Genomic DNA, 23240 nt, shown 5'->3' with positions numbered 1-23240 from the left:
TGTGGACGCACACTCACCACGTCCGCGGGCAGCCTCGCGCCGTGAGCGCTTGCCCGACCCGGTCGAGGATGACCCGCGGATTGTTGTGCAGCATAGAACTTGTCACCCGAACGTCGGTCCATCCGAGCTCTGGCAGTCGCGCGTAGCGTTCGATGTCCTTCGATCGCTGCTGTGGGTCAGTCCAGTGGTGCGCTCCGTCGAAGTCGACGCCGACTCGGTATTCGGGCCATCCCATATCAAGTCGGGCCACCACATATCCGTCGTCGTCGCATACTCGAACCTGCGTCCGTGGCCGCGGAAAGCCATTGCGGACAAGCAGTATTCGGGTGAGCGACTCGTACGGCGATTCAGCCCCGCCGTCGACAAGCTCAAGCAGTGACGTCAACTGCCGTAATCCGCGTACGCCCCCGTGGTGAGCTATGACGGACCAGACGTCGTCGACCTTCACGTCCGTGGCGTTCATGAGGGCGTCGATCCGTTGTATTGCCGTCGTGAAGTCGAGCCGCCGTCCCAGATCGAAGGCCGTTCGAGCCGGCGTGGTGACAGGCAGCCCGCGCGCGAGTTGGATCTCGGCAGGCAACAAGGTGTCCGAATGCACTGAGATCAGTTGTGGTGCGCGCCGATTGGTGTGCACCAGCTCCGCGGGCACGTCCGGATCGATCCATTTCGCGCCCAGCAACGCCGACGCGGACAAACCGGCCAGTACACCTCGGCGCCCCGACCAGAGCCATGCGGCGCGGGCGCGATCGATTGCTGAGAGTTCGACACCGCGCGGCGTCCACACACCTGGATAGACCGCTGCATGAAACCGTCTGAGCTCGCGAAAGGTGAGCTCATTGGCGGCCAATGCCTCGGCCGCGAGGAACGGCCAGGCAATGGTCTGCATACGCGAAGACTGCCAATGCGTCGCAGCGTGTGCGTCCTGCTGTCCACAGCGCAGCCGCGAGTGTGCGGATCGATACGCCAACCGCGGCGTGTTGCGGATGAAACCGCACACTCGGCGGAAGGAAGCGGAACGGACAAACGAAAAAGCCCCGATGCGCGGAGCGCACCGGGGCTTCTTTCGTACAGGGACTTAGAAGTCCATACCGCCCATGCCACCGGTCGGGTCGCCCGCAGGTGCGGCGGCCTTCTCCGGCTTGTCGGCGACGACGGCCTCGGTGGTGAGGAACAGCGCCGCGATGGACGCCGCGTTCTGCAGCGCCGAACGGGTGACCTTCACCGGGTCGGCAACGCCGGCCTTGAGCAGGTCCTCGTACACACCGGACGCGGCGTTGAGGCCGGTCCCCTGAGCAGAGTTCTGGACCTTCTCGGCGACAACGCCGGGCTCGAGGCCCGCGTTGAAGGCGATCTGCTTCAGCGGAGCCGACAGCGCGACACGCACGATGTTGGCACCGGTCGCCTCGTCACCCTCGAGCTTGAGCTCGTCGAGAGCCGGAGCCGACTGCAGCAGAGCCACGCCACCACCGGCGACGATGCCCTCCTCGACGGCGGCCTTGGCATTGCGCACAGCATCTTCGATGCGGTGCTTGCGCTCCTTGAGCTCCACCTCGGTGGCAGCTCCGGCCTTGATCACCGCAACACCGCCGGCCAGCTTGGCCAGGCGCTCCTGCAGCTTCTCGCGGTCGTAGTCGGAATCGCTGTTCTCGATCTCGGCACGGATCTGAGCCACCCGGCCGGCGATGGCGTCGGAATCACCGGCACCCTCGACGATGGTGGTCTCGTCCTTGGTGACGACGATCTTGCGGGCCTGACCCAGCAGCGAGACATCGGCGGTCTCGAGCGAGAGGCCGACCTCCTCGCTGACAACCTGGCCACCGGTCAGGATCGCGATGTCCTGCAGCATGGCCTTGCGGCGGTCACCGAAGCCCGGGGCCTTGACGGCGACGGACTTGAAGGTGCCACGGATCTTGTTGACCACCAGGGTGGACAGGGCTTCGCCCTCGACGTCCTCGGCGATGATCAGCAGCGGCTTGCCCGACTGAATGACCTTCTCCAGCAAGGGAAGCAGGTCCTTGACCGTCGAGACCTTCGACGACACCAGCAGGATGTACGGATCCTCGAGGACCGCTTCCTGACGCTCGGCGTCGGTCACGAAGTAACCCGAGATGTAGCCCTTGTCGAAGCGCATACCCTCGGTGAGCTCGAGCTGCAGGCCGAAGGTGTTCGACTCCTCGACGGTGATGACACCCTCGTTGCCGACCTTGTCCATGGCCTCGGCGATCAGGTCACCGATGGTCTGGTCGCCCGCGGAGATCCCGGCGGTGGCCGCGATCTGGTCCTTGGTCTCGACCTCCTTGGCGCTCTTGAGGAGCGTCTCGGTGATCTTCTCGACGGCCTTCTCGATGCCGCGCTTCAGGCCGAGCGGGTTGGCGCCGGCAGCGACGTTGCGCAGGCCTTCGCGAACCAGAGCCTGAGCGAGCACGGTGGCGGTGGTGGTGCCGTCGCCCGCGACGTCGTCAGTCTTCTTGGCGACTTCCTTGACCAGCTCGGCGCCGATCTTCTCGTACGGGTCCTCGAGCTCGATCTCCTTGGCGATGGACACGCCATCGTTGGTGATCGTGGGGGCGCCCCACTTCTTCTCCAGGACGACGTTGCGACCCTTGGGGCCCAGCGTCACCTTTACCGCGTCGGCGAGGGCGTTCAGGCCCCGCTCGAGGCCGCGGCGAGCCTCTTCGTCGTAAGCAATGATCTTGGACATTGCGAAGTGAATCCTCCGGTTGGGGATGGCACGTCTTCGGTCGGGTGCAGTGCCCGCGACGGACGGCTGGAGAGTGCTCCGCGCGTGCGCGGCCCCGGCCTCACCGTCCCGACCTAGCACTCACTGGTCGTGAGTGCCAACCACATTCTTAGCACTCGACCTAGGTGAGTGCAAGAAGTGGATCAGCCGTTCACCCGGCGCGTAAACCGGCCACGATGACGTTGGTGATCCGGTCGGCGACGTCCTCGCCGTATTCCTGGCCGCTCTTGCACACGACCAGCAGTGCCTTCAGTTCGGCGACACCGACGTCAGCTCGGGCGGCACCGGCCTTTTGCGCCGCCACCAGCATCTCCCCCAGCACCTCGAGAAACTCCGCTTCGGCGCCGGGCGCCGCGGAGTCGAGGTCGATCCCGTATCGCGCCAGCGCCTCGACCATCCCGTGGTCGGCAGCGCCGGAACGCACCATCTCGCGGAGGAATTCGAACAGCGCGGTGGACGGATCGGCAGCGAGCAGTTCCCGTCCTCGCGCCACCACCAGCCGTACCCGATCGCTGATGACGGCCTCGAACAGTGCTTCCTTGGTCGGGAAATGCCGATAGACGGTGCCGGCGCCGACGCCGGCCCGCCGGGCGATCTCGTCGATCGGCACGGCCAGCCCCTGCTCGGCGAAGACCTCGTAGGCCACCTGCAGCACCCGGGCACGGTTGCGCGCGGCATCGGCCCGTAGCGGCCGGCAGCTCAGCACCACCTCACACCCCTTCACGCGTTGACAAAGCGGGGCGCGCGTTCCGTATAGTCGGATAAAACCGGGGCGCACGCTCCGGTTAGCCAGTCTAACCGAGGAGAACCGCATGGCACCCTGGACTTCCGCCGACATCCCGGACCAGACCGGGCGGACAGTCGTCATCACAGGCGCCAATACCGGACTGGGCTATGAAACCGCCCGCGCACTCGCAGCCAAGGGCGCGCACGTGGTTCTCGCGGTCCGCAATCTCGACAAGGGCAAGGCCGCCGCCGACCTCATCGTGCGGCGCTACCCTGGGGCCGACGTCAGCGTGCAAGAACTCGACCTCACCTCGCTGGCGTCAATCCGCGCTGCCGCCGAGGAGCTGCGCGCCCGCCACGACCGCATCGACCTGCTGATCAACAACGCCGGTGTGATGATGACGCCCAAGCAGACCACCCAGGACGGGTTCGAGCTCCAGTTCGGCACCAACCACTTGGGCCATTTCGCGCTCACCGGGTTGGTGCTCGACCGGCTCCTCGCCACTGCGGGCTCCCGGGTCGTCACAGTCAGCAGCAACGGACACCGGTTCGGGCGCATTCGCTTCGACGATCTGCAGTCCGAGCGCAGCTACAGCCGCACCGGCGCCTACGGTCAGGCCAAGCTGGCCAACCTGCTGTTCACCTACGAACTCCAGAAGCGTCTGGCCGGCACCGACACCATCGCCACCGCAGCCCACCCGGGAAGCTCGGCCACCGAGCTGGGGCGCAACCTGCCCAAGATCGTCGAACGGGGTTTCGGCCTGACCGTGCAGAGCTCCGAGATGGGTGCGCTGCCCACGTTGCGCGCCGCGACCGACCCGACGGTGCACGGCGGCCAGTACTACGGCCCCGGCGGATTGCTGCAGATGCGGGGCTACCCGAAGCTCGTCTCCTCCAATGGGCGGTCGCATGACGTCGCGGCGCAGAAGCGGTTGTGGGCGGCGTCCGAAGAACTGACAGGCGTGACCTACCCGCTCGGATGACCGGCACAATGTAGCCATGTCGCTGCACGTGCCGCCCTATCCCCCGCCGCGGTACGACGGGGACGGCGAGGTCAGCGCCACCCTGCGCAAGGCCGATACCCCGGCCGACTTCGAAGTCGGCCCGGTCAAGTACACGTACCTGGCCACCGAGAAATCGACCGGCGGTGACTTCGGTCTGTACCGCGTCGACCTCGGCCCGAAGGCAGGTGGACCCGGGCCGCATTTCCACAAGGCCATGTCGGAGTCCTTCTTCGTGATCTCCGGCCGGATCCAGTTGTTCGACGGCCGCCAGTGGACCGTCGGCGAGCAAGGCGACTACCTCTACGTCCCACCCGGCGGAATCCACGGTTTCGGGAACCAGTCCGACGAGCCCGCCTCGATCTTGATGTTGTTTGCTCCCGGCGCGCCCCGTGAGTTCTATTTCGAGGGGTTGCCCAAGCTCGGTGAGCTGACCGACGACGAACGCCGCGAGTTCTTCATTCGCAACGACAATTTCTTGGTCTGACGACACGCCGGATCGAAGTGCGCGGGCGGATCTGCTTGCACTAGAGTCCATCTCGACCGAGAGGAGTCCCAGGGGTGCGGGCAGTTGATGCGCCCAGCACCCAGGCGTTACGGGGCTGGCAGCGACGGGCGTTGGTCAAGTATCTGGCCGCCAAGCCGCGCGATTTTCTCGCTGTCGCGACCCCCGGGGCCGGTAAGACCACCTTCGCCCTGCGGATCGTCGCCGAGCTACTCGCCGAGGGCACCGTCGAAGCGGTCACCATCGTCGTCCCCACCGAGCACCTCAAGATCCAGTGGGCGCAGGCCGCGGCACGACACGGGATCGCCCTCGACCCCAAGTTCTCCAACTCGAATTCGCAGACCTCCGCGGAGTATCACGGCGTCGTGGTCACCTACGCCCAGGTTGCCAGCCACCCAACCCGGCACCGGGTACGCACCGAGAACCGCAAAACGCTCGTCGTCTTCGATGAGATCCACCACGGCGGTGACGCCAAGACGTGGGGCGACGCCATCCGGGAGGCGTTCGACGACGCGACTCGGCGGCTGGCGCTCACCGGGACGCCGTTCCGCAGCGACGACAGCCCGATCCCGTTCGTCAACTACGAGGTTGGTCCCGACGGCTTCGCCCGCTCGTCCGCCGACCACACCTACGGCTACTCCGACGCACTGGCCGACGGCGTCGTGCGGCCGGTCATGTTCATGGCGTACTCCGGGGAAGCCCGCTGGCGCGACAGTGCCGGCGAGGAGCACGCGGCTCGCCTGGGTGAGCCGCTGACCGCCGAGCAGACCGCGCGGGCATGGAAGACCGCACTCAACCCCGCCGGCGAATGGATGCCCGCGGTGATCGCAGCAGCCGACACCCGGCTGCGCGGACTTCGCGAACACGTCCCCGACGCAGGCGGCATGATCATCGCCTCCGATCAGACCGCTGCCCGCGCCTACGCCGATCTGCTACTCAAGATCACCGGTGAGGCCCCCACCGTCGTCCTCTCCGACGACAAGGGCGCCTCAGATCGCATCTCGCAGTTCTCGGAGAGCACATCGCGCTGGCTGGTGGCGGTGCGGATGGTGTCCGAAGGTGTCGACGTACCGCGTCTGGCGGTCGGCGTGTACGCCACCAGCGCCTCGACCCCGCTGTTCTTCGCCCAGGCGATCGGCCGGTTCGTGCGGTCCCGGCGGCCCGGCGAGACCGCCTGCATCTTCTTGCCGTCGGTGCCCAACCTGCTGCTGCTGGCCAGCGAGATGGAGGCTCAGCGCAATCACGTGCTGGGCAAGCCGCACCGGGAGAACCTCGACGACGATCCGCTCGAGGCGGAGCTGGCCAAGCAGAACCGCGACGAGCCCGACGAGGGCGACAACAAGATCGAGTATCTGGGCGCCGACGCCGAGCTCGATCAGGTCATCTTCGACGGGTCGTCGTTCGGGACCGCGACGCCGGCCGGCAGCGACGAGGAGGCCGACTACCTCGGCATCCCCGGCCTGCTCGACGCCGAGTCGATGCGAGATCTGTTGCGGCGCAGGCAAGAAGAGCAGATCGAGAAGCGGACCGCCAGCGGTGAGGTGCCACGGCTGACCACGCACGGCCAGCTGCGGGATCTGCGCCGCGAACTCAACGCCCTGGTGTCGCTGGCCCATCACCGCACCGGCAAGACGCACGGTCAGATCCACAACGAACTGCGGCGGGTCTGCGGCGGACCACCGGTGGCCGCAGCCACCACCGATCAGCTGAAGGCCCGCATCGAAGCCGTTCGCAGCCTGACCTCGTCGTAAACCAGTTACGCTGCCGCCATGACGCCAGCCGGCCTCTCTGGAATCCCCACGGCGCCAGGGCGTCTGCCGTTGATCGGCCACGCCCACATGGTCACGGGCGATCCCCGCGAGTTGCTACTGCGCGCTCCCGGTATCGGCCCGATCGTCCGGGTGTATCTGGGCCCGCGGGCCTCCTACCTGCTCACCATCCCGGAGCTGATCCGCGACGTCAGCCTCGGCCGCGCGGGTGCGTTCCACCGCGAGCCGATGCGCGAGGCGATCCACGAATTGGTCAGCGGCGCGACCAATGTCCTCAGCGGGCCCGAACACGACTTGCGGCGCCGACTGATCGCCCCGGTTTTTCGGCAACGCCGTCTCACCGAGTACGGGCTCACGGTCGCGGCGATCGCCGACGACTGGTCGGGCTCACTTGTCAGCGGGACCCAGACCGACTTGCGGGCCAGCGTGCACCAGCTGGTGATGCGCACCATGCTGGCAACCCTGTTCCGCGCCCAATCCGACGCCGAGGAGATCGACGTCATCCGCGAGCGAACCCCTTGGCTGCTCAGCGAAGTCATCATTCGCGGCGCCCTGCCCAAGACCGCGAGGCAGTTGCGGCTGCTGGCCAACCGCCGATTCATCTCCGACTCGAGGCGAGTGCGCTCCGCGCTGAGGTCACTCATCGAGCGACGGCGCCAAGCACCCGACGAGGGCGACATGCTCTCGGCACTTCTGCATCACGTCGACGAGGAGACCGGGGCGACGCTGTCCGATGACGACCTCGTCGACGAACTGCTGCTGGCACTGGCGGCGAGCATCGGATCGCAGTCGTCGATGTTCTCCTGGCTCATCTACGAGACGAGTCGCGCCCCCGACATCACCGCGAGGATTCGACACGAGCTGGACTCCGTAGTCGGTTCTCGCCCTGTGGAAGTGGGCGATGTTCCCGCACTGCGCTACCTGCGCAACGTTCTCACCGAGACGCTGCGAATGTGGGCACCGTGGATCAGCATCCTCACCGCCGACGGACCGGTACACATCGGCTCGGTCGAGTTCCCGGACGGCACCAACATCTTGTTCAGCCCGTTGATGATCCATCTGCAGGACCAGTATTTCCCCCATGCCTCGACCTTCGACCCCGACCGCTGGGAATCCGACTCGGTGGACCGCGAGGTCATGATGGCGTTCGGCCTGGGGCAACGACATTGCCCCGGAAGCCAATTCGCGTTGTTGTCCATCACCTTGCAAGCCGCGGCGCTGTTCTCCCGATGGGACATCCGGTTGCCCGCCGGTTTCGAGGTCAAGCCGCAAGCCAAGGACTTCGTCCTGTCGCCGGCCGCCCTGCCGGTGGTGTTCTCGCCTCGACAACCTAGCTAGCGGGCCGCGGTCTTCTCCACGATGTCGCACACTCGCGGTACACCGTCTCCGGTCGCCTGCAGGCGTGCGCCGAACGCTTCGGCCCGGCGGCGCATCTGCGGATCCAAGATGGCATCGATCCCCGCGCCGAGAGTGTCGGCCCGCAACTTGGTGAACGGCACATGCGCGCCGACACCGAGCTTTTCGACCTGGTGGCCCCACACCGGCTGATCGAAGGACACCGAGCACACCAGAGTCGGCAGTCCCGCCCGCAGGCTCTCGAAGAGGGTGCCGATGCCACCGTGGTGGACGGCTGCCTTGCAGTGCGGGAAGACCAGGTCGTGAGCCAGCGCATCGACGACCTTGACGTTGTCGGAGGTGTTCCGCAGTTCAGGGCTCAGGGTGGCGCCGCCGACGCTGACCAGCGCCCGCTCGCCGGTTCGTTCGCAGATGTGCTCGATCATGTCGAGCACCGACCCGAAATCCAGGATGGGCATGCTGCCGAACCCGAAGAAGATCGGCGGTGTGCCGCCGTCCACCCACTGGAGCACCTCGGCGTGATCTTCGGCCGACTCGCCGATCGCCGCCCGGGCCGACTGCGGCAACCACAGGAAGCCGACCATGGGACGCGACGAGCCCCACTCCTGCGCCAGCCCCGGCACGAACGCGGGGTCGTACATTTGCAGCTCTGGGACATTGCGCTGGGCGAGAATCGATTCCGTGCTGGCCCACGATCGCGGCAAACCGAGCTTGCCGCGAAGGTTGTTGAGGTACTTGCCGAACACCACGGTCCGCAGTCGCTCGATCGCGGACCACGCGACGCGGGTGAACACGCCGGGCACCTTCCAGTTCGCCGGCACCGAGCCCGGCGGCGCGTACAAACTGTTCTTGCGGCACGGGTAGGTGTGCAGGGTCACCATCGGAATGCCCAGGGACTCAGCCACGATCGCCGACCGGTCCTCACTGAAGGTGGTGCAGACGATCATCTCCGCCCCGCTGGAGATGTCGATCAGCTCCTCATCCATCCGGTCGGCGTATTCCGACATCTGCTTCGACACCATCGACATCAGCTTGAACGTGCTGCCCGCCGCCAAGGCCTTCTGACCCTCCGGAGAGGAGTACAACGCATGGACGTCGGGACCGAATTGGCGCGCGGTCAGACCTGCTTTTGCGACGAAGTCGACGAAATTCGGTGGCGCGCCGATGATCACGTCATGGCCGCGACGCTCGAGTTCCAAACCGAGCGCAACCCCGGGCTGAACGTCCCCGCGACTGCCGACCAGCGGTATGAGGATCCGCACTCTAGGGCCCCTTTCTAGTGGTAGGCCAAACCTTGGCCGACGATGGCGAGGTAGAACACGATCACGAAAAGCGTTGGCAATCCTCGAGGGTGGACCTCGACCCGCCGCACGAAGAAGATCCACGCCGACAGGCACGGCAACGCCACAGTCGCGACGGGCGCCCAGGCAATCGGCCACCAGTGCCCCGCCCAATTCCACGGCGAGGTGACCAGCAGCTCCACCAGCACGGCCGACAACCCGAGAACCAACACCACGAGTCCGCTTGCGGTGGGCCCGATGACCCGCGAATACGACCGCAGGTCATCGGCTGCTGCCACCCGAGTGGTCTTGCGCGCCAACTCCACATGCAGGAAGGCGGTGGTGAACACCAGCAGGATGGCGGCCAGCTGTCCCCAGGACGCGTCCGCGACACCCGGCAGGCCCGTCATCGCGAAACCCGTTGCCAGGAACTGCGCGGGACATGCCGCCGCCAGGTTCACCAGCGGGTTATCCCGCACCACCGGAACCCGCGATTCCACCCACCACAGGACAAGGCTGTAGCCGAGAATGAACGCCACGAGCAGCGCCGTCCAGACCGAGACCGTCGCGCCCACCAGCACGGCCATCGCAGCAGCCGGGACCATCGCGATCCGCAACTCCCGGGTGCTGATCCGGCCTTGGACCAGAGGCCGGTCCGGGTTGTAAACTCGGTCGTAATCCAGATCCTTCTGGTCGTCGACCATGCGCAGGAAGGCACCGGCGGCGTTGAGCGCCACGATCTTCAGCGCGGTATCCCAGGACGGCCGCCACGGCCCGGGCGACTGGCCGACCACCACGACCATGCACTCGACTGCGATCACCCACAGCGCCAGATAGACGGGATAGACCGGCAGGCATCGTTCGACGAGGAATGCGCCGATACCGCCCGTCCTCCGCAGGACCGTCATTCCATGAAGGCCAGTTCGATGGTGGCCCTGGTCTGACCCGACTGCGTGATGTCGCCTCGGAAGGTCAGCGGGTCGGCACCATCGCGTGTCATCGACACCGTGCTCACCGAATCCAGTTCGGCGAACGACCGGAACCCGATCTTAAGCCACGCCGGACCGACCAGGTCCTGCGCCCGAGAGTCGGCGATCACCAGGGAAAGCTGTCGAGCGGCCTCGATGATGAGTCCGCCGGGCAGATGGTCGAGGGGATGGTCGAAGAGCGTCGCGTGACTGATGTCCACCACGAGCGGCGCGCTCGCCGCGCCGCCCTCCGCCGCCTGCGCGGGGGCGCCGATCACCACGTTCTCCATCCGCGTCCGGCCGACCGACCGAGGATCGGCCGGAGCCGGCTGCGGCCCCGGGTCCCAAGACGCGCCAGCCCGCAGGCGGTCCCACTTCTCCAACGGCATCCAGTTGAACGCGGCCGACAGCTCCATCATCTTCGTGCCGTCATGGGCCACGACGGCACGGACTTCCAGACCATGCACCGCGTCATGGCCGTCACGACGGAATTCCTTCTGCACCGCCATGTTCAGTTCCAGATCCAGCATTTCGGGCCCGCACACCAGATGGTCGAAGTCGACCACGGCCAGTTCGTACAGCCGCACGGTGTGCCGGGCGTCCGGCGGTGCGTCATAGAACAGATGGCTGCCCGCGATGCATGCCTGCCGAAACGCCTCCAGGACGAGGAGCGGATCGTAGTACGACCGCTGCCGCCCTAATCCGTCGGAGTGAAAGCTGTGCAGGCGTGGCAGTTGGGCATGCGCTGTCCAGGTGTCCCCTTGGCCGCCCATCGAGGTGACGAGCACCTCGGAGACCGCACGCTTGTGCACAAACTCTCGGCGGATCGTCTGAGAATATTTCTCCCCGTTCATATCCCGTCACTCCCCTGTCGGTGCATCGGAAGATAGGAGGACTCGATCACGATCCGGAACCACGGATCGACGTCGATGCCTCGTTTCTCTGCATCCACCAATGCGGCCAGCCATTCCTCACCGGTTCGGGGTCGATCCCACACATCGACCCCACCAAGGCCCTGCCAGACGGCGTCCTGCGCGGCGGTGAGGTCACCGCTTCGCAGGTCAAGGCCGGACTCGATGCCGTCGACGATGCGCACGGCATCTGCTGTTGCGTCGGCGCCGTGGACGCATGCGGAAATCACGGCGCTCAGTTGCGGATCGGGAAAGTAGATGCTCATTTCCCGCAACACTTCGTCGGGGTCGTCGGGGGTATGAACTTTGTTCAGCAGATAAGTTCCGGCCGCCAGCGCATGCCGGAGGTGATGAGGCTGCCGCTGCGCCGGGTCGGCGGGGCCTTTGTCCGCCGTGAGCCGGACCGACACCGGCTGCTCAGCGTCGGGATGGCTGACGACGAGAACCAGCGACGGTGACAGCGCGGCGAGGCGGTCGGCAACCCGGCGGCGCTCGGCGGTGGCTCGGTGCCAGTTGAAATACCACAACGCCCGTAGATGCAGATACGTCAGTTGCACCGGGTACGCCCCTACGATGAGGTAGCCGTGGTCGAGCAGCCAGGTGATGGCCGATCCCATCGCTGCGGTGACGGCCGCATCAGGCTTGAGCAGCATCAGTGCATACTCGTGGGCGAAGGTGTCACGGTCGACGTTCATCGAGGCGAGCGCATCGCACGTCTCGATGAAGTAGGTGTCCGAGTCATACCTGCTGCCGGTGCGGATCATGCGGAACTCCTCTTGGCCTGCAACCGGTCCAAAACCTCGGCGACCGATGGCTCGGGCCTTCCCAAATAGCCAGTGCGTAAGCAGGAGTCGAGAAGGCGCCGGAAGTAGCCGGCACCGATGGCGGGCGGGGTCACACCAAGTCGATCGCGGGTGTTGGTGCTGTCGAACTCCAGGCGCCGTCGCAGGTAGCTCGTATAGAGGACCCCGACCTTGTCGAAATAGCGGCGCTCGATGTCGTCGAGGTCAGACTCGCTGAACGTGCTGGGCGGCACGAAATCAGGTATGCAGAAGGACGGATACTCGGCCAGGACGTCGGAGACGGTGCGAAGCGACAGGGCGTTGGCGCCCACCGCATGGAATGTCCGTCCGATATTGTCGTCGAACGTCTCCACGGCGGCCGAGATAACGTCGGCGACATGGCCGATCGGGACCAGTCCCAATGTCGCGGAATAGTTCCCGGGCAGCGTCCGCAATCTGCCCTCGACGATCACCTTGAGCAGCTGGTAGATGTGCTTGTAGACCTCGGTATTCCCGGTGCGGTATTCGCCGGTCACGATGCCGGGGCGGACGACCACCGACCGGACTCCGGCTGCGGCGACCAGTTGTTCGGCCCGATACTTGCTGTGTTCGTAGGCGTTGCTGAACCGCTGACCGATATCGAGCTGATCCTCGGAGAAGACCCCTTCGGTGTCGCCGCAGACATAGGTGGTGCTCACATAGACCAGGCCGGCATCCACGCGGCGCGCCAAGGCCAGTGCATTGGCCGTCCCGTCGACGTTGATCTCGGTGTAGCGCTGCTCCGGCAGCCCGAAGTCGGTGACCGCGGCGGAATGCACCACCACGTCAACCTCGTTCGCGAGTTTCGACACGGTCTGGTCGTCGAGGCCGAAGTCTTCGCTGCGGACGTCTCCGGTCAGCATTCGTGCACCGGCGACCGGACGATCATGAGTCAGCGCGATCACGGTGTACCCGCGCCGGGACAGACGGGCGACGACGCCGGCGCCGACGTGCCCGGCGGCACCCGTGACCAGCACCGTCCTGCTCATGTCGATTCCTTTTGGGCCTGAACGAGATTCACCAGATCACCGACGGTCACGACGCCGGCGAGCATTTCCTGGTCGAGCTGCGGCAGCTCGAAGGCGCGCTCGGCGGCGATCGACAGCTCGAGCAGTCGCAGCGAGGTGTATCCGAGATCGCCGATCAGAGCGCTGCTCAACCCCGGCTCGCCCGCCGTCTCGGGGGCCATCGCCGCGACCAGCGCCAGAACCTCATCACCGATGTCGCTCATGGGGTAGGCCTCGCACAGGGTTGGGCTCCGCCGGTGGTCAGCAGATCGCGGGTCTCGTCGAGTTCGACGTAGGCACCGAAATATCCGCCCATCCGCAGCCAGTGGTATCCGTACCGGATGGTGCGCTGCCACTCCTCCCTCGACGCGAACGACGACGGGAAGTTCTCACCGCAGGTGACCTTGCGCACCTCGGCAACGAACGCATCGAGTTCCTGGTGTACCGATCCTGCGTCGTCCTCATCGGCGATCGAGAGCTCGCTGAGGCCGCGGGCGGTCTGGGCCAACCGTGGATGCTCGGGTACCAGCATGTCCAGCCTGCTCACCAGCACCGGGTCGGCAGGCAGCGGGGTGATTCCCCAGGCGCTGGCCAGGATTCGGACCGCCATGGTCACAATCCGTCGCCCGCACAGTGATGCGACCCGCCACTGCCCGTCTTTGACAGCTCCGCTGAAATCTTCGCGCGCGTTCTCGAGCACCATGTTGGCCAACAGCAACGCCCCTGCGCACTCGGCGAAAGCCCGTGCACCCAGCGGGGATCGAACGATATCCCGATCGGTGATGGCACCGTCGATCGTGATCGCCGGGCGCTGGTTGGACGGCAGCGGTGTGAGCGGGCGCCCGGGTGCGCACATCGCCGCCACCGGTGTGATCACTGCCCCTCCCCGCCATGCCAGCCCGACGAGGCCGTGGTCGACGAACAGCGCGATGTGATTCACGGCAGCCTGGGTGGTGGCGATCGACTCACCGAAGATCACCTTCCGCCATGATTGGGCGCAGTCGGCGGACAGGACGAACACGTCGGTCTTGTCGCGCACGACATGGGTGGCGGTTCCGATCGGCCAGGTGGTGACTCCGGGCACCCGCCGTAGTACGACGTTCGTGGGATCGAGCGAAATTTTCGGACCGCCCAATCGCGCGGCCAATTCCAGTGCCCGCTCGATGATGTCCCGGCTCGAATCCGTTGACGTGGCTGTCGCGTCGAGGGTTTCGTACTCATCCAGAAGTGCCGCGACAGTCACGTCGGCGTCGCGCGAGAGCCGAGCGATCTGTTCCGGCAGCCACTTGATCTCGATGTAACCCTCACCGTGGGCGGCGAGGAACGCTTTCATCTGCTGCGCCATGCCTTCTCGTACCCACCGCACGGCCTCGTAGCCGTCACCGAGCAGGGTCAGCGCGACGGCATGTCGCAGGCATCCGCCGGCCCGCCGGCGCCACCACGAGCTGAGCAGGGTGGTGAGCTCGGCGTAGGAGACGATGTCGAGGAGCTGCTCGTAGTCGGGTCCGACGTACAGCGGGATACCCCGCAGGAACCGCTGAACCCGGTTGAGGAGGTCTTCGGACACCCCGGCCACCGACCCAGTGTCGATCGCCCGCCTGACCTTCAGTAGCCGTTCGCGAATCTGCCCATGCGATTGGGCCCGAATCTCCACTCGGCGGCCGTCGACGAACAGGACCGTGGGCATCACCGCCTGTGTGGCCGTGCCGGGCACCAACAGCAGGAAGTCGATGTCCGAGCCTTCGTTGCCGAATCCCTCGGCGAGCGATCCCTCGAAATGCACTGTCGCATCGTCGGGAATCACGGCGAGCTCGCGGGCTTGCTCGAACAGAGCGCGGATCCGCTGGAGCCCCTGCACGTCTCGATTCGCGCCACCGATGGCGAGCAATCGGGACCTGCTGAATCGGCCCGAGCGCCACTGTTGCCACATGTGCGCCCGACGCGGCTTGCCACTCGACGTCCGGGACAGCGTTCCGCGCGGTGTGCTGATCAGCCACAGCGGGGCTTCCTCGCCGACGTTCGCCTGCAGGGATCTGAGTGCGGCGGTGATCATCTCGGGGGTCACCTTCATGTGTTCGATGAACACCGCGATACCGGGCCGCTCGGCTTCGTTCACCGCGACGGCGACCACGCGACTCGGGGCGATCCCGAGCGCATCGGCGGTGGTCACGTCCAAGTCTTCGGTGAAGACACTGCGCCCGTTGATCTTCAGGCTCGTCCCCATCCGGCCCAGTACGTGCAATTGGCCGTCGAGCAGGAATCCGGCATCACCGGTGCGCAGTTCGTCGTCGACGAACCGCGTGGTGCTGTCGCAATCCCCGTGGTATCCCTGCCCCACCGACGGCCCGGACAGGACGATCTCGCCCAACATCCCGTCGGGCAGCCGGTCACCGGACTCGTCGGTGATCCAGACCGCATGTCCTGGCGCGGCCTTGCCGACCGACACCACCCAATCGCTGCCGGTGTCGGCGGTGATATCGCCTGTCACGCGCGCGAGCACCCGAACCGGATGGCCATGACGCAACGCGGTCCGGTCCACCCGAACCATCCGGTGCGGCTCGCCCAGCCGGTGCGAGGTGGCGAACAAGGTGTGTTCGGCGAGTCCGTACGAGGGCATGAAGGCTTCCGGGGAAAAACCATGGCCCGCAGTGAGTTCGGTGAACGCCCGCAGATGGGCCGGGTTGATCGGCTCCGCCCCGACGACCAGCGTCCGAAGTCCTGACAGATCGATGCCACCGAGATCATCCGGAGTGAGCCTGGTGCTGGTGTACACCAGCCCGAACGACGGGGATGCGGTGTGTTGCGAGGTGGCGGCCGCTTTCAGCCACCGCAGCGGGTCACGGATGAACTGGTCGGGCCGCATCAGTTGCAGAAAGCGCTGCCGCGTCATGGCCTGGAAGAGCACGCCGATCAGCCCCATGTCGTGATACAGCGGAAGCCAGGAGACACCGACCTGGCCGTCGGCCATCCCGCAGAGTTCTTCCATCACATCGAGGTTGGTGGCCAGGCTGTGCCAGCCGATGCTGGCACCGCGAGGTGCGCTCGTCGAACCCGAGGTCATCTGCAGCAGCACGGCGGGAGCGGGCTCGGCGAGCTCGTCCAGGAGGTCGCACTCCGGAACATCATCGATGGCAATCAATTTGGGCTCGCGAGCAAGACCGGCTATCGCACGGCGCGCCAGCTCGACGAATGCGGACGACACCACCATCGCGCGGCAACCCGATGCCCCGAGGATGCCGCGCAGGTGGGTGGTGTACTGATCGGGCGGTTGGAACATCGGCGGCACGATCGGGGTGAGCGTGGCACCTGCGGCCAGCACCCCGAACATCGTCGACAAGCACAGGTCGGAGGTCGGCATCAGCACGCTGACGACGTCACCCGGCCGCACACCGTCGTCGATCAGCCGGCGCGCGATGCGTCGCGCATTGTCGGCCAGCACGCGGTAGGTGACGTAGTCCCACCCGTTCTTGTCATTGGCCAGGTGAATCCCGGTGTCGTCCCGTGGCTGCATCAACCAGCCGCGGATGCGGTCGACGTCGTTCATGACCCGGGTTCTTCCACCAAGACCACCCGGCCAGTGGATCCGTCGACCCTCAGCGTCATTCCGGTGCGAACCGCGTCGGTCAGGCCGTCGATCTGCACGACGGTCGGCACTCCGAGTTCGCGGGCGATGATCGCCACATGGGTGAGGGGGGACGCGCGCTCGATGAGGAGCGCGGATGCGAACGGCAGGGCCGACGCCCAGCCCGGATCGGTCCGGTATGCCACCAGGATGCCGCTGGAGAAGTCCTGCGGCTTCTCCACCACGACCGCGCGGCCGGTGACCACACCTGGGCTGGACGGCGTCCCGGTCAGCACGGTGCCGACGGGCGAGTGCGTCGACTCTTCGCCCGGCCGCCAGCCGGCCCGGGCCAGCTGGTGTTCCGAGTAGTCATATCCGGTTGTGGTGAACCGGGCGGGCGCGGCGAATCGTGAGTAGCTGTCCTGCAGCAGTTTTCGGCGAGCGATCGCCGACTGCGCGGCGGCGGTGGTCATCGTGCCCTCATAGAGATCGAACAGCTCGTCGATACGCAACAGGAAAACATCGGAGCGGTGGTCGATCGTTCCCCGTTGCTCCAATTCCCGACCCATCACCCCCACAAGCGATTTCAGAATGCCGAAGCCCTGAGTGCGGCAGAAACGCAGATGCTCACGGTGCGTCGCCGCGCGTTGGACCTTTCGCCGCAACGCATCGAACACCTTTCGGCGCCGACCTGGCAGGTGTGCATCGAGGTAGTCCTCGACCGAGCTCCCGGCGTGCTCGCGCCGCCCGGCGGTGTCCATCCGCAGTAGATGAAAGATCCCGGTCGGATCTTGGCGCAAGTCCGGTGTTTCGAGCTTGAGTTCGTCCAGACACCGATACCCGAAGCGATCGATGTACTTCTCGATCCTGGAATGCAGCTCTTGCCATATGGACGCGCCGTCGTCGGCGCGTTCGGCGAGATGCGCGTACGCGACCGAGGGCTCGGCTGACGCGATGAACTCATCGAGTTCGGGGTGCTCCCGGACGAAGGCGGCGATGTCGGCCAGTTCCCTGGCCGGTTCGACGGAGATCACGTCCGGCTCGGGGTTGACGACGGCGAACTGCACCCATTCCGGCGCACCGCGCAGGAACACTTTGGTGAGCACGGCCAGCGAGCCGACCATGGTCAGCAACATGGCGTCGAGCACCATCATCGGGCCCCACAGGTCGGCGACTTCGTCGTAGATCTGGCGGAACATCCGGTATGCCGACGGTCCGTCCATCGCCGATACGTCCATCAGGCCGTGGCGGTCGATGAAGTCGACGAACGTCTCATCGAAGTCGTCGATCATGGCATCGACGGATCTGATGCTGCGCAGGTAGGCGATGGTCGTGCGGCCGCGCGACACCGCTTTTTCGACCGGATTCGCAAAGGCGAACGGACGCAACCGATTTGCCGTCACACGGTCGAGTGGTTCGCTGACGCCGAGCGCGACTTCCAGGACCCGTCGGTTCAGCGGATAGCCCGGCGCGATGCCCACCATCCGGTACCAGTGCAGCAGGTTGTAGTAGACGTGGCCGTGGAACTGGCCGAGCATCACCGGCAGCCACGATTCCATCTGTTCGAGCTGGGCGGGTGGGACTTTCAGGCTCCGGGCGTAGGCCCGGTAGACGTCGCCGTACAGTTTGCGGGCCGTGGTGAAGGTCAATGGCGACGTGACACCGGCGAAGCTCTCGATGATGTTCGAGTTGTCCCAAATGCGGATCCCGTCGGTGAATTCTCCGAAATGCTCAGCTGTTAGGTCGAACTCGCGATGAAGGGTGGTGACCGGGCGGGATTGCAGGATCCAGGTGCTGGTGTCGTCACAGGCCCACTCGACATCCTGCGGGCAGCCGAAATGCTGTTCGAGCCGAATCCCCAAGTCCACCAACGTGGCACGCAGTGCAGGGCCGACGCTGGTTTCCTGCTGACGGTCGACCGGCACGCCGACGGTGGCAACTCCGCCGCCTGCGGCGCTGACCATCATCTCGCTCTTGGCCGAGACCATCTCGTCGAGGATTCGGCCAGTGTCCTTGTCGATGCTCACCGAGTCGGAGTCGACGGAGCCGGAAACCAGACCCTCACCAAGGCCCAGTACGCCGTTGATCACCAGCCGGTCTGGCGCACCCGTAAGCGGGTCGACGGTGAACATCACCCCGCTGCTGTGGGGTGTCAACGATCGCTGGATCACGACCGCGAGGGCGACCTCGCCGAAGTCGAGCCCGCGCACATGGCGGTACCGGGTGGCACGTTGGGAGAAGGCCGACGCCCAGCAACGCCGCACCGCGTCTTCGGTGGCATCGAGCCCGGCCACATTCAAGAATGTGTCGAACAGTCCCGCAAACGAATCGCGCTCACCGTCTTCTTGCCGCCCGGACGAACGGACGGCCACAGTTTCGGCACCGACGTAGTCGAGCGCCGCGGCAATGGCGTCCCGAATGTCGGCCGGCATGGTCAATTCGCACAGCGCGGTTTCGGCGGTCGCCGCCTCCGTAAGGCGTTCGGCCAATGAGAGCGGTGCTGGGCTGATGCTCACGCCGGCGGCCGCACAGGCGTTCTCGAAGGCTTCGGTGCCGAGGATGGCCCACCGTGGCACGGGGAAACCGGCGGCCGTCAGGTCGCACAGATTGCGGGCTTTTCCGCCGGCCAGTTTTCGCAACTGCTCGTCGGATTCTTGCCCCGTGAGGAGGATCGGCACCGCGCGCCCTTCGTGTCGGTTCCGCGATATCTCAAGCGATGAGATCGGGTGCCGACGTTAGGGATCCAGTTCCGCTACCGGTTCCAAGTTTCGAGAGTATTGAATTCAGATGTGGCATGACTGTCCCCCCGACAGGTAAAACCCACGGCCCCTTTCGGCACCACCGATGGCTGAATGCTTACCACACGCAGTGGCACGTCGGCAGGCAGACGCAGCAAATTTACATGCGCGTTGCGCCACGCCCGGTCAGCGCGCGTGCGGGCTGTCCGCGAGGCCTTGTCGAGGTGGTCAGCGGCCTCATCCCCTGTCGATGGCCAGCTTGCCCAGATTCGCCAGCGAATTATCGAGGTGGGAGACGGGGAACGGCGGGAAGACGATGTTCTTCCGGATCTCCGGGGTGGCACCCGACCAGTCGTAGGTCAGCGTGACCCGAGTCTGCTCGTCGCCGAGGGGCTCGAGGTCGTAACGCCATGTCCAGCCGCCGAGTTCGATACTGCCGTCCTCGGCCAGGCCGCCCGGCGCCCACCCGATCACCCGGCCCGGTTCGAGCGCGGTGACCTGGTTGGCCATCTCGTAGTGCTTGTCGGGATGGTTGTCGTGGTACATCGCGATCCGGAAGATCTGTCCTGCTTCGGTCAGTTCCCGGCCGTCGTCCAAGGGTTCCCGAACCCAGCCGGTGCCGTCGATGTCCTGGTGAGTGCTCGGATCGGCGAGCACCCCGAATACGGCGGCGGCGGGTGCGTCGATGGTGGTGGTGACAATCAGAATTTCGGTCATAGTCAGACAGACCCGCCCCGGCGGAGAAACTCATCGCCGCCGGGCGTCACACCAGCGTCACGCTCGACGTCGACGGTGACTCTGGAGTGACGTTGGGCGCACGTGGGGAGCCGCGTCCGCCGCTACAATCCGAGCAACTCCGGCAGCGCGGCGACCGAGTCGATGACGTGGTTGGGCTGCATCGCAAATTCGTCTGCGGCCCAACGGTCCAGGGTGTCCTGACGGAACTTGCCGGTGCGCACCAGCACACCGGTCATCCCGACCACCTGGGCGGCCAGAACGTCGTTGTTGAGGTCGTCGCCGACCATGTACATCTCATCGGGATCGACGCCGAGGCGGGCCGCGGAGGCCAGAAAGCCTGCGGGCGCGGGCTTGCCGACACCGGTGGCCTTGCGCCCGGAGGTCTCCTCCATGCCGATCAGGTACATGCCGGTGTCGATGCGCAGACCTTCGGTGGTGGTCCACGCGGTACTGCGATGCATGGCCACCACCGGTACGCCCTGGGCCATCCATTCGTACACCCGGCTCAGGGTGCGGTGGCTGTACTCCGGACCGGCGCCGCCGAGCAGGATGACGTCGGGGGCCTCGAGATCGGCGCCGTCGTACGCCTCCGAGTCGACGATGTCGATGCCCGGCATGTCGTCGGTGATCTGGCCGTTGTTGACCAGCAGGCAGTGCGCATCGGGATAGTTGGCGCGCACATAGTCGGCGGTCAGCGCCGCCGCGGTGATCACCTCGTCGGGCCGGACGTCCATTCCGGCGTCGCACAACGCCGCTGCGATCTGCTTGCGGGTGCGGGTGGTGGTGTTGGTCAGGTAGGACCGCGCGATCTGGTGGTCGGCCAGCACCGCCAGCGCCTCGGCGGCACCGGGGATCGGCGTCCATGAGGTCACCAGGACACCATCGATGTCGAACAGCACCCCACCGATAGCCATACCGCGACAGTAAACGGCCACCGATTGTCCGCAACTTGGGCCGTCTATCGTCGTGCCATGAGCGCACAGAAGTGGACCGAAGCGGACGTCCCCGATCAAAGCGGACGCATTGCGATCGTGACCGGCTCCAATACGGGGCTCGGATTCGACACGGCCCGGGTGCTGGCACAGCACGGGGCTCAGGTGGTGATGGCGGTCCGCGACACCGCCAAGGGTGACGCGGCGGCCGCCGAGATCCGGCGAGCCGCACCCGGCGCCGAGGTGACGGTGCACAAGTTGGATCTGGGCTCGCTGGCATCGGTGCGGGAAGCAGCGGCCGAGCTGGGCAGCGCCTACCCCCGGATCGATCTACTCATCAACAACGCCGGGGTGATGTATCCACCGAAGCAGACCACTGCCGACGGTTTCGAATTGCAGTTCGGCACAAATCATCTGGGCCACTTCGCGCTCACCGGCCTGTTGCTGAACAATCTGCTGGGAGTCGACGGATCACGGGTGGTTGTGGTGGCCAGCGTCGCGCACAACATCCGCGCCAAGATCGCGTTCGACGATCTGCAGTGGGAGCGCCGACGCTATGAGCGGGTCGCCTCCTACGGACAGTCGAAGCTGGCCAATCTGATGTTCGCCTACGAGCTGCAGCGGCGCCTCGCCGCGGCCGACGCGAAAACGATTGCCGTAGCGGCACACCCAGGTGTCTCGGACACCGAGCTGATCCGCCACGTCCCGGGCAGCTCGCTGCCCGGGGTCAAGCTCATCAGCGGGCTGCTGTTGAACAGCGCGGAAATGGGCGCGCTGGCCACACTGCGGGCCGCCACCGATCCCTCGGTCACCGGAGGGCAGTACTACGGGCCCGACGGGTTCCGCGAGCTGCGCGGCCACCCCAAGCTGGTGAGCTCCAGCAATCAGTCCCACGATCGGAACGTCCAGCAGCGGCTCTGGGCAGTATCCGAGGAGCTGACCGGCGTGAAATTCCCCGTCTGATGCGCACTGTCGAGGAGCACCAGCGGGTCGTCGCCGATCTGATCACCGCGCGCCCGGCCGCGACGGTGGGGCTGGCCGACGCCGAGGGCCTGATTCTCGCCGCCGACGTGGCGGCCCCGATGTCACTGCCGGTGTTCGACAACTCGGCGATGGACGGCTACGCGGTTCGCGCCGAGGACGTCGCGGATGCCTCCCAGACCAGTCCGGTCACATTGCCTGTCGCCGAGGACATTCCGGCTGGGCGCGTTGACTCCTTGACGTTGGCGGCGGGCACCGCGCACCGGATCATGACGGGCGCACCGCTGCCCGCCGGGGCGACGGCGGTGGTGCCGGTCGAGGCCACCGACGCCGGTATCGACACCGTCGAGATCCGGACCGCGTCCGCACCCGGCCAGCACGTGCGGCGCGCCGGTGAGGATGTGACGGCGGGGACGACGGTGCTGCGCGCCGGCCAGCTGGTGACGCCGGCGGCTTTGGGGCTGGCCGCCGCGCTGGGCCTGGGCTCGCTGACGGTGCAGCCGCGGCTGCGGGTCCTGGTGATGTCGACGGGTTCGGAGCTGGTGTCGGCGGGCACCGAGCTGCAGCCCGGCCAGATCTACGAGTCCAACGCGATCATGCTGGCCGCCGCGGTCCGCGAGGCCGGCGCCGACGTGATCGCGACCCCGACGTCGAGCGATGACGTCAACCAGTTCAGCACCGTGCTGGAGGGCTTCGCCGGCCAGGCCGACCTGATCATCACCACCGGCGGCGTGAGCGCCGGCGCCTACGAGGTGGTCAAGGATGCGTTCGGCGCGGGGGCGGTGGACTTCGTCAAGGTCGCGATGCAGCCCGGTATGCCGCAGGGCGCCGGCAAGGCAAACGGCACGTCGATCATCACGCTGCCGGGCAACCCGGTCAGCGCGCTGGTCTCCTTCGAGGTGTTCGTCCGGCCCGCACTGCGCGCGGCGATGGGCCTGGCCACCCCGAACCGGCCGCGTCGCACCGCCGTGCTGGCCGACGACCTGACATCGCCGAAGGGTAAACGCCAGTTCCGGCGTGGTGTCTACGACCCGGAGGCGGGCACCGTCACGACCTATGGGCCGCCGGCATCGCACCATCTTCGCTGGCTGGCCTCGGCGAACTGTCTTCTAGAGATCGCCGAGGACATCACCGAGGTGGCCGCCGGCGAGCAGGTTCAGCTCTGGGATCTGTCCTAGGTCTGCGCCCGCACAATCACAGCGCGC

19 protein-coding genes are annotated in these 23240 nt (G+C 66.3%); 6 read left to right on the top strand and 13 right to left on the bottom strand.

Annotated elements, in window-relative coordinates:
• Positions 1–13: 13 nt before the first annotated feature.
• The 3 genes from CRM90_RS01600 to CRM90_RS01590 form a co-directional block, all read right to left on the bottom strand.
• Positions 14–886: an endonuclease domain-containing protein gene (locus CRM90_RS01600; RefSeq protein ID WP_102805246.1), complete on the bottom strand. Its 873-nt coding sequence runs from the start codon at positions 884–886 to the stop codon at positions 14–16.
• A 189-nt stretch (positions 887–1075) separates the two neighbouring features.
• The gene (groL, locus tag CRM90_RS01595; protein WP_102805245.1) at positions 1076–2701 is read right to left on the bottom strand and encodes a chaperonin GroEL; all 1626 of its coding nucleotides are present in this window, start codon (positions 2699–2701) and stop codon (positions 1076–1078) included.
• Positions 2702–2891: 190 nt separating this feature from the next.
• On the bottom strand, positions 2892–3449 hold the full coding sequence (locus tag CRM90_RS01590; RefSeq protein WP_102805244.1) for a TetR/AcrR family transcriptional regulator: 558 nt from the start codon (positions 3447–3449) through the stop codon (positions 2892–2894).
• A 103-nt stretch (positions 3450–3552) separates the two neighbouring features.
• Here CRM90_RS01590 and CRM90_RS01585 point away from each other — a divergent pair, with 103 nt between their 5' ends.
• The 4 genes from CRM90_RS01585 (at position 3553) to CRM90_RS01570 (ending at position 8079) form a co-directional block, all read left to right on the top strand.
• On the top strand, positions 3553–4449 hold the full coding sequence (locus CRM90_RS01585) for an SDR family NAD(P)-dependent oxidoreductase (protein WP_102805243.1): 897 nt from the start codon (positions 3553–3555) through the stop codon (positions 4447–4449).
• Between the two features lie 16 nt (positions 4450–4465).
• Positions 4466–4954 (top strand): cupin domain-containing protein, encoded by a 489-nt coding sequence (locus tag CRM90_RS01580; protein WP_102805242.1) that lies wholly within the window; start codon positions 4466–4468, stop codon positions 4952–4954.
• A 74-nt stretch (positions 4955–5028) separates the two neighbouring features.
• Positions 5029–6723: a DEAD/DEAH box helicase gene (locus tag CRM90_RS01575; protein ID WP_102805241.1), complete on the top strand. Its 1695-nt coding sequence runs from the start codon at positions 5029–5031 to the stop codon at positions 6721–6723.
• Positions 6724–6741: 18 nt separating this feature from the next.
• On the top strand, positions 6742–8079 hold the full coding sequence (locus tag CRM90_RS01570; RefSeq protein ID WP_102805240.1) for a cytochrome P450: 1338 nt from the start codon (positions 6742–6744) through the stop codon (positions 8077–8079).
• Here the strand turns inward: CRM90_RS01570 and CRM90_RS01565 are convergent.
• The 10 genes from CRM90_RS01565 to CRM90_RS01520 form a co-directional block, all read right to left on the bottom strand.
• A complete protein-coding gene (locus tag CRM90_RS01565; RefSeq protein ID WP_102805239.1) occupies positions 8076–9359 on the bottom strand; it encodes a glycosyltransferase in 1284 nt (427 codons plus the stop codon). The two genes, CRM90_RS01570 and CRM90_RS01565, sit on opposite strands and share 4 nt — an antisense overlap.
• A 14-nt stretch (positions 9360–9373) precedes the next feature.
• On the bottom strand, positions 9374–10285 hold the full coding sequence (locus tag CRM90_RS01560; RefSeq protein WP_102805238.1) for a UbiA family prenyltransferase: 912 nt from the start codon (positions 10283–10285) through the stop codon (positions 9374–9376).
• Positions 10282–11199 (bottom strand): AfsA-related hotdog domain-containing protein, encoded by a 918-nt coding sequence (locus CRM90_RS01555; protein WP_102805237.1) that lies wholly within the window; start codon positions 11197–11199, stop codon positions 10282–10284. The genes CRM90_RS01560 and CRM90_RS01555 overlap by 4 nt, the downstream gene beginning before the upstream one ends.
• Positions 11196–12020 carry a nucleoside-diphosphate kinase gene (locus CRM90_RS01550; RefSeq protein WP_102805236.1) on the bottom strand — a complete coding sequence of 275 codons (825 nt, stop codon included), beginning with the start codon at positions 12018–12020 and terminating at the stop codon, positions 11196–11198. Before CRM90_RS01550 ends, CRM90_RS01555 begins: the two co-directional genes overlap by 4 nt.
• Positions 12017–13066, bottom strand: coding sequence for an SDR family oxidoreductase (locus CRM90_RS01545; protein ID WP_102805235.1), 1050 nt, complete (start codon positions 13064–13066; stop codon positions 12017–12019). The genes CRM90_RS01550 and CRM90_RS01545 overlap by 4 nt, the downstream gene beginning before the upstream one ends.
• Complete coding sequence (locus CRM90_RS01540) at positions 13063–13308, bottom strand: acyl carrier protein (protein WP_102805234.1); 246 nt, start codon at positions 13306–13308, stop codon at positions 13063–13065. Before CRM90_RS01540 ends, CRM90_RS01545 begins: the two co-directional genes overlap by 4 nt.
• Positions 13305–16628, bottom strand: a complete 3324-nt coding sequence (locus CRM90_RS01535) for an AMP-binding protein (protein WP_102805233.1) — start codon at positions 16626–16628, stop codon at positions 13305–13307. The genes CRM90_RS01540 and CRM90_RS01535 overlap by 4 nt, the downstream gene beginning before the upstream one ends.
• The gene (locus CRM90_RS01530) at positions 16625–19324 is read right to left on the bottom strand and encodes a phosphoenolpyruvate synthase (protein WP_233209111.1); all 2700 of its coding nucleotides are present in this window, start codon (positions 19322–19324) and stop codon (positions 16625–16627) included. Before CRM90_RS01530 ends, CRM90_RS01535 begins: the two co-directional genes overlap by 4 nt.
• Positions 19325–19621: 297 nt before the next feature.
• Positions 19622–20101 carry an SRPBCC family protein gene (locus CRM90_RS01525; RefSeq protein ID WP_102805232.1) on the bottom strand — a complete coding sequence of 160 codons (480 nt, stop codon included), beginning with the start codon at positions 20099–20101 and terminating at the stop codon, positions 19622–19624.
• A gap of 122 nt (positions 20102–20223) precedes the next feature.
• Positions 20224–21036 carry an HAD-IIA family hydrolase gene (locus tag CRM90_RS01520; RefSeq protein WP_102805231.1) on the bottom strand — a complete coding sequence of 271 codons (813 nt, stop codon included), beginning with the start codon at positions 21034–21036 and terminating at the stop codon, positions 20224–20226.
• 57 nt (positions 21037–21093) lie between these two features.
• Between CRM90_RS01520 and CRM90_RS01515 the strand changes: the two genes are divergently transcribed.
• Together CRM90_RS01515 and moeA are read left to right on the top strand one after the other, a co-directional pair.
• Positions 21094–22017 (top strand): SDR family NAD(P)-dependent oxidoreductase, encoded by a 924-nt coding sequence (locus CRM90_RS01515; protein ID WP_102805230.1) that lies wholly within the window; start codon positions 21094–21096, stop codon positions 22015–22017.
• Positions 22017–23213, top strand: a complete 1197-nt coding sequence (gene moeA / locus CRM90_RS01510) for a molybdopterin molybdotransferase MoeA (protein WP_102805229.1) — start codon at positions 22017–22019, stop codon at positions 23211–23213. Before CRM90_RS01515 ends, moeA begins: the two co-directional genes overlap by 1 nt.
• Positions 23214–23240: the final 27 nt, after the last annotated feature.

The organism is Mycobacterium sp. ENV421 (assembly GCF_002887815.1).
GTDB lineage: Bacteria > Actinomycetota > Actinomycetes > Mycobacteriales > Mycobacteriaceae > Mycobacterium.
The sequence above is the reverse complement of the archived record's forward strand: the minus strand, read 5'-3'. Positions and strand labels throughout refer to the sequence as shown.